The 12,242-nt window shown below is 43.1% G+C and carries 12 protein-coding genes; 7 read left to right on the top strand and 5 right to left on the bottom strand.

Features of this window, described 5'->3' with window-relative positions; translation table 11 throughout:
* Window positions 1-81 precede the first annotated feature (81 nt).
* A complete protein-coding gene (locus DWW91_RS10765) occupies window positions 82-372 on the top strand; it encodes a YtxH domain-containing protein (RefSeq protein WP_007656279.1) in 291 nt (96 codons plus the stop codon).
* 182 nt (window positions 373-554) lie between these two features.
* Here DWW91_RS10765 and DWW91_RS10760 read toward each other — a convergent pair whose 3' ends face one another.
* The 5 genes from DWW91_RS10760 to DWW91_RS10740 all read right to left on the bottom strand — a co-directional run bounded on the left by DWW91_RS10760 (window position 555) and on the right by DWW91_RS10740 (window position 3,992).
* On the bottom strand, window positions 555-1,718 hold the full coding sequence (locus DWW91_RS10760; RefSeq protein WP_233584459.1) for an OmpA family protein: 1,164 nt from the start codon (window positions 1,716-1,718) through the stop codon (window positions 555-557).
* A 39-nt stretch (window positions 1,719-1,757) separates the two neighbouring features.
* Complete coding sequence (locus DWW91_RS10755) at window positions 1,758-2,264, bottom strand: outer membrane protein (protein ID WP_010803256.1); 507 nt, start codon at window positions 2,262-2,264, stop codon at window positions 1,758-1,760.
* A 125-nt stretch (window positions 2,265-2,389) separates the two neighbouring features.
* Window positions 2,390-3,370 carry a manganese catalase family protein gene (locus tag DWW91_RS10750; RefSeq protein WP_122327675.1) on the bottom strand — a complete coding sequence of 327 codons (981 nt, stop codon included), beginning with the start codon at window positions 3,368-3,370 and terminating at the stop codon, window positions 2,390-2,392.
* Between the two features lie 26 nt (window positions 3,371-3,396).
* Window positions 3,397-3,693 carry a YtxH domain-containing protein gene (locus DWW91_RS10745; RefSeq protein ID WP_007656271.1) on the bottom strand — a complete coding sequence of 99 codons (297 nt, stop codon included), beginning with the start codon at window positions 3,691-3,693 and terminating at the stop codon, window positions 3,397-3,399.
* Between the two features lie 41 nt (window positions 3,694-3,734).
* Window positions 3,735-3,992 carry a GlsB/YeaQ/YmgE family stress response membrane protein gene (locus tag DWW91_RS10740; RefSeq protein WP_007656269.1) on the bottom strand — a complete coding sequence of 86 codons (258 nt, stop codon included), beginning with the start codon at window positions 3,990-3,992 and terminating at the stop codon, window positions 3,735-3,737.
* A 479-nt stretch (window positions 3,993-4,471) separates the two neighbouring features.
* Between DWW91_RS10740 and pulA the strand changes: the two genes are divergently transcribed.
* The 6 genes from pulA (at window position 4,472) to DWW91_RS10710 (ending at window position 12,240) form a co-directional block, all read left to right on the top strand.
* Complete coding sequence (gene pulA, locus DWW91_RS10735; RefSeq protein ID WP_122327674.1) at window positions 4,472-6,439, top strand: type I pullulanase; 1,968 nt, start codon at window positions 4,472-4,474, stop codon at window positions 6,437-6,439.
* A 60-nt stretch (window positions 6,440-6,499) separates the two neighbouring features.
* Window positions 6,500-7,942 carry an alpha-amylase gene (locus DWW91_RS10730; protein ID WP_122327673.1) on the top strand — a complete coding sequence of 481 codons (1,443 nt, stop codon included), beginning with the start codon at window positions 6,500-6,502 and terminating at the stop codon, window positions 7,940-7,942.
* 12 nt (window positions 7,943-7,954) lie between these two features.
* The gene (locus DWW91_RS10725) at window positions 7,955-8,911 is read left to right on the top strand and encodes a YihY/virulence factor BrkB family protein (protein WP_007656264.1); all 957 of its coding nucleotides are present in this window, start codon (window positions 7,955-7,957) and stop codon (window positions 8,909-8,911) included.
* A gap of 40 nt (window positions 8,912-8,951) precedes the next feature.
* On the top strand, window positions 8,952-10,004 hold the full coding sequence (locus tag DWW91_RS10720; RefSeq protein WP_122327672.1) for a mechanosensitive ion channel family protein: 1,053 nt from the start codon (window positions 8,952-8,954) through the stop codon (window positions 10,002-10,004).
* A 167-nt stretch (window positions 10,005-10,171) separates the two neighbouring features.
* Window positions 10,172-11,383 (top strand): hypothetical protein, encoded by a 1,212-nt coding sequence (locus tag DWW91_RS10715; protein WP_122327671.1) that lies wholly within the window; start codon window positions 10,172-10,174, stop codon window positions 11,381-11,383.
* 215 nt (window positions 11,384-11,598) lie between these two features.
* Window positions 11,599-12,240: a hypothetical protein gene (locus DWW91_RS10710; protein ID WP_122327862.1), complete on the top strand. Its 642-nt coding sequence runs from the start codon at window positions 11,599-11,601 to the stop codon at window positions 12,238-12,240.
* Window positions 12,241-12,242 lie beyond the last annotated feature (2 nt).

Genomic DNA, 12,242 nt, shown 5'->3' with positions numbered 1-12,242 from the left:
ATATTCAGACCTTAAACAGAACTTTCCACTTATCAGTTCTGTTTTATAAAAACTAGTATTAATTAAATACCAATTAAACAAATGAGAAAGTTAGTTTTAGCAGCAATAGCAGGCACAGTCGTCCTGCTATTAGCATCCTGCGGTAACAAGACAACCCAGGATAAAGTAAATCACAAAGTAGAAAATGCCAAAGAATCTGTCGACCATGCGATGGACAAAGCTGCGGACAAGATCGACAAAGGGGCTGACAAAGTGAAAGATGCCTGGAACGACACCAAAGAAGATGTCAAAGAAAATGCACAAGAGGCGAAAAAGAATATCAAGGAGGGTTACGACAAAACCAAAAAGGATATAAAAGAAAAACTCGACTGATCTCGCCGGATTACCAAAGTAAAAGGGGGAAGAAAACTTAATTTCTTCTCCCTTTTTGTGTGATCCCCATAACAGATCAAATTCAAGTGAGTACCCCTAAAAAAGTGCTTAATTTGCAAGAGGTCTCTGATTAATCGAGGTACTCCTTTTTTCAGAAAAGGTTACGGTTTAGAGATATACGATTATTCAACATACAATATGACCGCACGGTTCCATTCAGGCTTATCGAAAGGAGGTTCACGGTCCCCTACCCATTCCACTATCACTCGATCGCGGCTGATGTTATATTCATCGATCAATATTCTGGCCACGTTCTGAGCACGTTCGGCAGACAACTTTTCGTTGATTGTGGCAGTGCCGGTCTTCTTATCCGTATAACCAACGACTTTCACCTTCAACTGAGGGTTATCTTTCAGATATTGAGCTATATTATAAATGTTCACTCCCTGGTACGGATCGACTTTCGTCTGGTTGATCTTAAACAGGACAACATTGTTTATCAAAGGATTGGTTTCCACAATCTTTTCAGTAATAATCTTCGACGGCGGACATTCCGGACAACTTACCGGACGCTGCGCCAGTAACTGGTTCTGCTGATGCAACTCATTGATCGTATTATTTAACGCTTCGATCTCAAGCGGGTTTCTCAGTTCCGCTTCCGAGAATGTAGCAGTCTTTCCCAGGTTAAATATCAGACCAGCGGAAGCCGTACCCAATATATCGTAATTACCGCTGGTTTTTACCTGGTTGAATCCACTTTTCAAAGCTGTCGCGGCAAATTCGATAGACAAGGTAACCCGATTGGACAATTTGAAATTATTGATAATACCGGCATTCAGTGTCATACTGTTATCGCGGGTATGTCCCATCGCATATTCGGGCTGGTTCGCATAATCCCAACCGAAAGCCCAGCCGAATCCGACATAAGGGATCAGGCGATAAACACGGTCGGAACTGTATTTCATGAAATAGTCCGTAATGCTCCACATCAGGTTCGCCTGAAAACTGGCATACCGGTTACGTGACATGATACTTGCGTTATCATTGAAAGTATGCAGATTGGTCAGTCCGGCAGCCTTGATACGGGTACCCAGATAAGGGCTGATCCATTTGCCGACCTGGAATTCGGGCGTTACCGTAAAACGGTTGAAAAAGTCGGCATCCTTATTATTGTCGCCGAAATAGATATTCGCACCGGCACCGGCTCCGATAAACCAATTATCCCAAAACCCGTTCTTAAGGAAGGTGGCACTATGTGCCGGTTCCGTACTGTAGCCCTCTTTTTCCTGGGCATAAGAAATCTGCATGACGCCTAAAAGCGCCATAGATATAATTATTTTATTCATAACTTTTTCTATTTGTTTAAAACGATAGTTGTCTTTTTACTAGAAACGGTATCCCCAACCAAATGCGATAACGGAGTTGTTATCTTTGCCGAATACATATTTATACTCGACATTCAGGAAGTTGCGTTTATCTAAATTATAGGTAAGGCCGGCACCCAGGTTAAACCCGAAATTGGTAGAACTATGTGAATCGAGCGTAGTTTCTTTACCATCATCCCCCTTGATGGTTTGTTTGCCCTGGAAATTATTCTGTAGATTAAAACCGGCTAACGGATAGAGCGACAAGTTATCTTCATGCAAGTTGAAGACATAATGAGCGTTCACATCGATATCGAACCCTGTCACCTTATTCTTCGGAAAGAAAAACATCAAATCGGGAGCCAGACGTACATGGTTCGTCAGGTTATAACGCCCCTGGGCACCGATCATAACACGTTTGAAATCGGTTTGATAACCGAAATTTCCCAATAATGAGAAATCTCCCTTTTGCGCAAATGAACTTAATGAGATTGTCAATAAGACAACTAAACCTATAAACTTTTTCATGATCATTCAATTTAATTAAAAAACTTATTCCTATAAAAGATCACCCTGGTACATACCGCCAGCTTCCTTATGACAACCGATAGATGAAATCCAGGGTAATCGGATTTTAAACATGTTCAGACTTCCTAGTTGGAATGTTTATTCGTTTTAGAATTCTTCTTCATGTTTCCGTCAGGCTGATAATGGCTCCACTGCATATCCTTTGCCGGAGTTTTGGAAAGAATCATTTTCTTCCGTTCCTTGGCAAGTTTCTCATCCTTTTCTTTTACCATCTCTTCAGTCCGGTCGGTTCCTTTAGGAGTTACGTTGGTCAACCCGTCGGTGGAAGTAACATATTCCTGGGGTTTATCGATATATTGCCACTCCTCTTTCAACTGGGTACTACTTCCTTCATTCCACGGTCCGCGTGTTTCTTCCTCCTTCGACATATCAAAATACAGATTGCTATATTTCGGATTAGTCTGGAAAATACCCGGCGGGAAATTGGGTTTAATAGAATCCAAAGCAGCTTCGAATTGCTGATAATGAGCAACTTCACGGGTCATCAGGAAATCGAGAGTTTCCTTCACATACGGATCATCCGTAAACGGAATAAGATATTCATACATGATCTTTGCACGAGACTCAGCTGCCAGATTCGACCGTAAATCGACCGTCGGTTCGGCATTGGCTGTGACGTAAGTGGCACTCCAGGGATTCCCGTTACTGTCGGTCAGCGCCGGGCTACCGGGGGCCAAAACCAGGAAATGAGGATTTGTATAAGCCTGGTGGATAAAATCTTCTTTCGTTGCTCTACCATTCATCATCTTATTAATTTCCATATTCTCAACCACATCTTTCATCTCACCGTTGACCGGTCCCAGCAACATCTGGATGGTTGCACCTACAATCTCCAAATGGCCCAACTCTTCAGTCGCGATATCCATCAGCATATCGTACTTTTCCGGGAAAGGATTACGGCAACTGAATGCCTGTACAAAATACTGCATAGCGGCTTTCAACTCACCATTCGACCCGCCGAACTGCTCTAATAACAAACGTGCAAAACGTGGATCGGGGGCAGATACTCTGGCGTTATATTGCAAATCTTTTACATGATAAAACATAACTCAATATTTTAAATTACACATTATCATTTCTTCGCATTATCTGCAAAAGCATGTACTTTATTCTTCACCTCATCGGCTTTTTCCGCAAGATTAAAAGTACCGTCGGCTACCTTATCCGCTACTTTTGTTCCGGTTTGCAATGCTTTGTCTTTTGCTTCATCCACTAATTCTTCGGCGTTATCACCGGCCTTATGAAAGGCATGACGTACTTTTTCTTTCAGTTGTTTGCCTCTTGAAGAGCAAGAGAAATGATAGACAACTGCACCGATAATCGAGCCCAAACCCAGGCCCATCCAAAATTTTGAATGATTAGTTTCCATAAATCTGATAAGTTTAAAACGATTAATACTAGAACGATAAATTAAATATCTGCTTTGTGAGGTTTCCTGAAGAAAGAAACGATCCACAGCAGTAAGACAGCCCCTATAACAGAAGTAATAAGACTGCCCAGGATACCGGCAGTTGCAATACCTAACAGGCCGAATACCCAACCTCCTAATACGCCACCGATGATTCCCACCAACAAATTAATGAGGAGCCCGAAACCTCCACCATTCATGATCTTTCCGGCAAGAAATCCGGAAACGATCCCAATAATAATATACCAAATAAAATTCATAATAAAAAATTTAGGATGTAAATAAAATAATTAAATAAATCACCGAGTAGAAGCGTCAGGCCTGACAAAAACTCTACTTATCACCATACACGAGAAAAAACAGGATCTGTAAAAATATGGTTCGGAAAGAGCTATGTTAATTAACGACTTTTTCGAAAGTAGAAACATATATACCTTTATTAGTCTAAAATTGTATATAGCTGTCAATACATCTGCAACAAACCCGATAATCAGATGCTTCAAGATTATCGTTATTTGACTGAACATAATATAGTACTAGTAAAAAGCAGACTGTAAGGTATAATTCGGGACTAAGCCCAACTAAAATTACCTTAATAAATCTTTTTATTTTCATAAATACTCCTTTTCGAACCGGACATTTTAATCTTTCAATTGTTTTTAAAAAGTCGAGGGAATAAGTAGATTCTATTCAGCTAAAACAGTATAGTTTAGGCAGTATTAATATTAAATTTATATATATGGAGACTTTAACAGATCATCCGTCTACGGAACGATTGGATTCGTATGACAAGTATCCGTCTTATTATGGGAGTGACCTGGAACTGGTTTATACACCCGAACAATCTGTTTTCACTTTATGGGCACCGTCTGCAGACCGTGTCCGGCTGAACCTGTATGCGTCCGGTGAGGGAGGCGACCCGGAAGAACATGTAGAAATGGAAAAAGCCGGCTATGGAACCTGGCGAATCCATATCGACCGTGACCTGAAAGGTTCTTTCTACACCTTTCAGATAGAAAAAAACGGAAAATGGTTGAACGAAACACCCGGTATCTGGGCAAAAGCCGTCGGTATCAATGGGAACCGTGCCGCTGTGATCGATTGGAATGAAACGAATCCGGAAGGTTGGGAATCGGACCGGTCGCCGGAACTGAAAATGTATTCCGACATTATTCTTTACGAGTTGCATCACCGGGATTTCAGTATTGCGCCTGATTCAGGAATAGAGAATAAAGGGAAGTTTCTGGCTCTGACGGAGACAGGGACAAAGACTCCCGAAGGAGAAGCTACCGGTTTGGATCATTTGAAAGAGCTCGGTGTAACTCATATCCATATCCTGCCTTCGTTCGATTTTGCCACTGTAGATGAAACAAGACTGGACGAGAATCGTTACAACTGGGGATATGACCCTAAGAATTACAATGTTCCCGATGGAAGTTATTCTACAGATCCGGCTAATCCGGTCGTCCGTATCCGCGAATTTAAAGAGATGGTGAAAAGCCTGCATCAAAACGGTTTCCGCATTGTACTTGATGTGGTCTATAACCACACGGCATCGACCGACCATTCGAATTTCGACCTGACTGTCCCCGGATATTTTTATCGGCAAAACGCCGACGGTTCTTATTCCAACGCTTCCGGTTGCGGAAACGAGACGGCCTCGGAACGCGAAATGGTGAGGCATTATATCATCGAATCGGTCAAATTCTGGGCCAGGGAATATCATATCGACGGCTTCCGTTTCGACCTGATGGGCATACATGATATCGAGACGATGAACCGCTTGAGAAGTGAACTCCTGGAGATCGATCCGACCATCTTCGTATACGGCGAAGGCTGGGTAGCAGCCGACTCGCCCCTCCCCTTCGAACAACGGGCAGTAAAAGAAAATGTCGAGCAGATGGAAGGTATCGGCGTATTCAACGATGAATTTCGTGACGGGTTGAAAGGCAGTACCTTCGACGAACAGGAGCCCGGTTATGCTTCCGGAAATATTAACGGTCATTTCGAACCGGTCAAGTATGGTATCGTCGGCGGAACCGATCATCCGCAAGTCGACTATGGCGGATTGCTCTATTGCAATGCACCTTATGCAGGTGCTCCTTCGCAAATGATCAATTTCGTCTCCTGCCACGATGGTTATACGCTGGTCGACAAGCTGAAATTATCCGTTCAAGGCGACCATGCGGCGGATGAACTCATCCCGATCGACAAACTAGTACATACCGTGTTACTGACAGCACAGGGAATCCCTTTCATCCGCAGCGGTGAAGAGATCATGCAGGATAAACAAGGGGAACCGAACAGTTACAAATCACCCGATTCCATCAACCGGATCGACTGGTCGTTAAAAGCTAAAAACCGGGAGGTATTCGACTTTATCAGAGGGTTGATCGCACTCCGTAAGGCGCACCCGGCTTTCCGCATTCCCACAGTCGAAGGTCTGCAACAATGGCTTCGTTTTATGGACACCGGTGATTCGGGAGTAATAGCCTATACGCTGGGAGAATATGCCAATAACGATGAATGGAAAGAAATCCTTGTCGCTTACAATGGCAATCGCCATGAAGTAGAGATCGGCATTCCCGAAGGCGAATGGAATGTTGTTTGCCGCAACGGACAGATCGACCCGGAGGGCAAGGATCGTTTACCGGGAGGAAGTGTAAAGATTGCAGCTTCATCGGCTCTTATACTCTATCGGCAATAAATGATTCATAGAATTTTATCAAATCAATTTAAATACAAAACAAATAAAAAAAGAAAGATTATGGAAAATGGTGTAATGATGCAGTATTTTGAATGGAATCTCCCCAATGACGGGAAACTGTGGAAGCAATTAAAGGAAGAGGCTGCGCACTTGCATGACATCGGTGTGACGGCTGTATGGATTCCACCGGCATACAAAGCAGACGAACAACAGGATGAAGGTTATGCTACCTATGACTTATATGACCTGGGAGAATTTGAACAGAAAGGGACCGTACGAACAAAATACGGCACGAAAGACGAACTGAAAGAAATGATCGACGAACTGCATAAAAATCATATTTCAGTCTACCTCGATGTGGTATTGAACCATAAAGCAGGCGGCGACTTCACCGAAAAGTTCATGGTTGTGGAAGTCGACCCAAACCAAAGAAACAAAGCATTGGGCGAACCGTTCGAGATACAGGGCTGGACCGGTTACAGTTTTCATGGTCGTAAAGATAAATATTCCGATTTCAAATGGCATTGGTATCATTTCTCCGGTACAGGCTTCGACGATGCACAGAAGCGTAGCGGCATCTTCCAGATTCAGGGTGAAGGGAAAGCATGGAGCGACGGAGTAGACGGCGAGAATGGTAATTACGATTTCCTGCTGTGCAACGACCTCGACCTCGACCATCCGGAAGTGATCGCCGAATTGAACCGATGGGGAAAATGGGTCTCCACCGAACTGAACCTCAATGGCATGCGCCTGGACGCTATCAAACATATGAAAGATCAATTTATCGCCCAGTTCCTCGATGCCGTACGAAGCGAGAAAGGCGATGACTTCTACGCTGTCGGCGAATACTGGAACGGGGATATGGAAACGCTGGACAACTATGTGGAAGCTGTCGGTCATAAAGTCAACTTGTTCGATGTGCCCCTACATTATAATATGTTTCAGGCATCACAGGAAGGAAAAGATTACGACCTGCAGAATATTCTCAAAAATACTTTGGTCGAACATCATTGTGAACTGGCCGTCACTTTCGTAGATAACCATGATTCGCAACACGGAAGTTCTTTGGAATCACAGATCGAGGATTGGTTCAAACCGTTAGCTTACGGACTGATCTTCCTGATGGAAAACGGCTATCCATGCCTGTTCTATGGTGACTACTACGGTATTAAAGGAGAGAAATCTCCTCATACCCGAATCATCGATATCCTGTTGGATGCAAGACGTAAATACGCCTACGGCGACCAGATCGACTATTTCGACCATCCGTCGACCGTTGGGTTTGTGCGCACAGGTGATGAAGAACATCCCGGCTCCGGTCTGGTATTCCTAATGTCGAACGATGAAGCCGGTAGTAAAACGATGAGCCTGGGGAAAGAACATCAGGGTGAAGTATGGCATGAAATAACCGGAAGCATCCCGGAAGAAGTTACGCTGGATAAAGAAGGTAACGGAGAGTTTTCTGTGCAAGGACGGAACCTGGCGGTTTGGATCAAGAAATAAGCCTGCTGCATTATGGATAACATATCGAAAAGTAAAAAGAAACTCACCCTGTCCTTACTGGTTAAAATCATCATGGATATGGTTCGGGGATTTATGGATGACAGCGTACTTCGGTTAAGTGCCTCGTTGGCATATGCCACTTTGTTCTCTATCATTCCCTTTCTTTCTCTTTTAATTACCATAGGAGTGTTTATCCACATGGATTTAACCCATCAACTATATGTGCAGTTGGAGCCGATCCTGGGAAAAGAGGTAGTCGAGACGCTTCGTGGCATTATTGAGAATGCAGCCCGGACCGACTCATCCGCATTTGCCAGCATCGTCAGCCTGGGAGTTTCCATTTTCGGTGCGACTACCATTTTTGCAGAAATACAAAGTTCGCTGAATACGATCTGGGGGATCAAGGCTGTTCCGAAGAAAAGCTGGTTGAAGTATCTGAAGAACAGGCTACTCTCCTTCTCGATCATTCTTATTTTTGCATTTATCCTACTCGTTACGTTCGCTATTTCCAATATTATTTCGGAACTCAGCGCACGTTTCATCAGCAATTATCCGGACGTGGCGAAGTCGCTGGTCAAGACAGTAGGCGTTTTATTGAATATAGGTGTGACCACTACTATATTTACACTAATATTCAAGATGTTGCCGGATGCAAAAATAAAAAGCAAGGATATCTTTATCGGCGCATTCGTAACGACCTTGCTCCTGTTGGCGGGACAGTGGGGAATATCGCTCTATATCGGAATTGCAAATGTCGGAACCGTTTACGGAGCGGCTGCATTCATGGCCGTGACCATCACCTGGATTTATTATTCCGCCATCATTATCTATACCGGCGCAGAGTTCACCAAAGCGTGGGCCAACGAAATGGGTGGAAAAATTTTTCCTGATGAATATGCAGTAGCGACCAAAACGATAGAGATACCTTTAGGAGAACCTGCAGGTGAATTAAAAAAGAATAGATTATAGATATCAATAGAAATGTTTCATTTTTAAATAGTATAAGAATATGTTAGAATATGAATTATGGGGGAATACGCTGGAAAGCTGGGGTATCTCCATCCTTATTATTGTAGGAGCTGTTGTAGTTGTCAAGCTGATCTCGTTGTTCAGCAGGAAAGTGCTTAAGCCTTTCATCACCCGTACGCCAAACCATCTGGATAATGTTATTTATTATTCCCTCGAATCACCCATAAAGTTTGCCGTTATGCTGTTGGGTATCTGGATCGCGATCCACCGGCTGGTATATCCGGACAATTTCGTGAAGACGATCGACAATGCTTACCGTATCCTGATCGTTCTGGATATCACCTGGGTCTTTGCCCGCCTGATTGGTGGCCTGCTTGAGATCTACCTGAGAAAAGAATCGACCGGACAGACCCACAAAATGATGCCGATCATCAAACGAACAGCACTTGTTCTCGTCTGGATCATTGGTATTGTGATGGCATTAAGTAATATCGGGGTGAATATCAGTGCTCTGTTAGGTACGCTGGGTATCGGTGGTATTGCATTCGCCCTGGCAGCACAGGATACGGTGAAAAATATTTTCGGCGCTTTCACTATTTTTACAGACAAGCCGTTCAATATCGGTGATACGATCCGTGTAGACAGTTTCGAAGGGACTGTGATCGATGTGGGTGCCCGAAGTACGAAGATTATGGACTATGACAAACGTATCATCACTTTTCCGAATTATAAGATCACTGATGCCAACATCATCAATATATCTTCCGAACCGAGGCGCCGCGTAGTTTTAAATCTCGGACTGACATACGACACGACACCTGAAAAAATGAAAGAGGCATTGGATATATTGAAAGCCATTCCCGAAAGAGTCGAAAACGTATCTTCCAACCCTTCGGATACAACTGCTGTTTTCACAAATTATGCGGATTCGGCATTGGTTATCATGTATATTTATTTCATTGAAAAGCAGGGAGACATATTAGGTGTAACTTCCAATATGAACATGGAAATACTGTCCTCCTTCAATAAAGCTGGCCTAGAATTTGCCTTCCCGACCCAAACGGTTTATATACAGAAAGATGAAATTGAATAAACTCAAAGTAAGTGCAAGATACTCTTAAATATCTTGCACCTAAAAATATATCTATTCAGGATAAATTATGAATAGCAAGACTTCCTGAAACAAATTATCTGCATTCTGTTTGTCTATATGAATTATTGTGCATATGTTTGCCACTAAATACATAATACTTATACGTCATGAAAAAGCTCATCTTAGCGGTAATTTTCTGTTTTTGTTTTTCACTCCAGCAGCAACAAGCTTGTACCTCTGTTATTATCTCAGGGAAAGCGACACCCGACGGACGCCCTTTGATGTGGAAACACCGGGACACCGAAGCTCCTTACAACCATATCGCCTATATCGATGAAGGTGGTTACCGTTTCCTGGGACTGGTAAACAGCGACGATCCGAACGGAGCCGTCTGGACAGGCAGCAACGAAGCCGGCTTCTCCATTATGAATACAGCTTCGTTCAATCTAAAGGATGATGATGTAAAAGAGATGGATCACGAAGGACTGTTGATGCGGCAGGCACTGAAAACATGTAAGACTATACAGGACTTCGAACATCTGCTCGATACCTTACAGCGTCCTTTACGGGTGGAAGCCAACTTCGGAGTGATCGATGCGTATGGTGGTGCGGCATATTACGAAACGAACAATGAACGTTACTATAAAAAAGACGTCAACGATACCGGTTTAGCTCCAAACGGTTACCTCGTCTATACGAACTTTTCTTTCGAAGGCCGTACGGATGAAGGTTTGGGGTATATCCGTTACGATAGTGCACGGAAAATATTCAAACAAATGGAAAAGAAAGGATTTACACCGGAACGCATCTTTCAGGAAGCCTCACGCTCATTCTATAATAGTTTACTGGATATAGACCTGAAAAATCCGGATGAAAGCCCGAACAAACATTCCGGTTGGTTCGTAGAACAGGATTTCATTCCCCGTTCAGAAAGTACGGCTTCTATCGTAATACAGGGAGTAAAACCAGGCATGTCGCCGGAACATACGGTTATGTGGACTATGCTAGGATATCCGCCGACCTCTATCGCTTTGCCGTTATGGGTAAAAACGGGGAAAGACCAGCCTTCCTTCATACAGTACGATACCGCTTTACAGACTGCCCCGCTCTGCTATTATGCATCCCGCCTGAAAGACAAGGTTTACTCCATACACCGCGGTAACGGACAGAAATATCTCCATTGGCAACTTCTATGGAATGATGAAAACACCGGCTATATCCAACAATTGCAGGATGCGGAAACTCAGATCTTCCGGTTATTTGAAACAATATCTTCTACTAACGACAAACAGTTTCCGGATACGGAAAAAATAAAAGCATCCTACAAACAGGCTGAATCCATTATCACGACTACCTACCGGCAACTGGATGCTTTGTAAGAAGCTATCCGCAAAGGATCAGTTAGAAAGTAATTGAAAACAGCATTTCCGCCTGGAACTTGCCATAATCGATCGTTTCAACAAGAATCAACCTATTCCGGTTGTTTTTCCCAAATCAACCCAAACAGGTTGTTTTTATTAAATCAACCCAAATAGGTTGTTCTTTTAATAAATATCAGTATATTTGCTTCCAGATAAAACCTTTCCATAAATATATGAAAATAAAAGGAGTAATTACAGGAGATATCATTCAGTCTACTCACATAAATCCAGCAGACAGAAATCTATTGCTGGACACTATTCAGGGTATTGTACAATGCACCCGAAAATGGGGAGAGAACCGACTGGATATCTATCGCGGCGACAGCTTTCAAATACTAGTGGACAACCCCATACAAGCTTTAAGGATTACTCTGTTGATACGAGCCGGATTGCAGGCTAAGTCACCCACCGCTTTCCGATGGGATGCGCGGGTTGCATTAGGTCTGGGAACAATCGACTTTGAAAAAGAACAAAGTGTAATCGAATCCGATGGAGAAGCTTTCCGTAACTCAGGTTGGGAATTTGATAAATTAGGCCGTTCAAAAAAGCTGGCAATCAGAACTCCCTGGGAAAACTTCAATGAAGAATTTATAGTCAGTACCGCTTTGGTCGACGATATTGTTTCGAATTGGACGATCACACAGGCTCAGGCAATATTTTTGTTTCTATCAACCGGCAAAACGCAAAAAGAGATTGCCGATGATTTACGAAAATCATCACAAGCAATCAGCAAACTATTAATAGGGGGAAAAGTAAACTTAATAGAACTTTACCTGAATCGCTATGAACAATTGACAACAACCTTAATACAATAATA

The organism is Parabacteroides sp. AF17-3, assembly GCF_003635445.1.
In the GTDB taxonomy this organism is placed as follows: domain Bacteria; phylum Bacteroidota; class Bacteroidia; order Bacteroidales; family Tannerellaceae; genus Parabacteroides; species Parabacteroides goldsteinii.
The sequence above is the reverse complement of the archived record's forward strand: the minus strand, read 5'-3'. Positions and strand labels throughout refer to the sequence as shown.

Bases quoted from the DNA above. Each gene is read 5' to 3' on its own strand.
- DWW91_RS10725 (WP_007656264.1), top strand. From the start codon at position 7,955: ATGGATAACATATCGAAAAGTAAAAAGAAACTCACCCTGTCCTTACTG.
- DWW91_RS10760 (WP_233584459.1), bottom strand. From the start codon at position 1,718: ATGAATAAAATAATTATATCTATGGCGCTTTTAGGCGTCATGCAGATT.
- DWW91_RS10710 (WP_122327862.1), top strand. From the start codon at position 11,599: ATGAAAATAAAAGGAGTAATTACAGGAGATATCATTCAGTCTACTCAC.
- DWW91_RS10765 (WP_007656279.1), top strand. From the start codon at position 82: ATGAGAAAGTTAGTTTTAGCAGCAATAGCAGGCACAGTCGTCCTGCTA.
- DWW91_RS10715 (WP_122327671.1), top strand. From the start codon at position 10,172: ATGAAAAAGCTCATCTTAGCGGTAATTTTCTGTTTTTGTTTTTCACTC.
- pulA (WP_122327674.1), top strand. From the start codon at position 4,472: ATGGAGACTTTAACAGATCATCCGTCTACGGAACGATTGGATTCGTAT.
- DWW91_RS10740 (WP_007656269.1), bottom strand. From the start codon at position 3,992: ATGAATTTTATTTGGTATATTATTATTGGGATCGTTTCCGGATTTCTT.
- DWW91_RS10750 (WP_122327675.1), bottom strand. From the start codon at position 3,370: ATGTTTTATCATGTAAAAGATTTGCAATATAACGCCAGAGTATCTGCC.
- DWW91_RS10745 (WP_007656271.1), bottom strand. From the start codon at position 3,693: ATGGAAACTAATCATTCAAAATTTTGGATGGGCCTGGGTTTGGGCTCG.
- DWW91_RS10730 (WP_122327673.1), top strand. From the start codon at position 6,500: ATGGAAAATGGTGTAATGATGCAGTATTTTGAATGGAATCTCCCCAAT.
- DWW91_RS10720 (WP_122327672.1), top strand. From the start codon at position 8,952: ATGTTAGAATATGAATTATGGGGGAATACGCTGGAAAGCTGGGGTATC.
- DWW91_RS10755 (WP_010803256.1), bottom strand. From the start codon at position 2,264: ATGAAAAAGTTTATAGGTTTAGTTGTCTTATTGACAATCTCATTAAGT.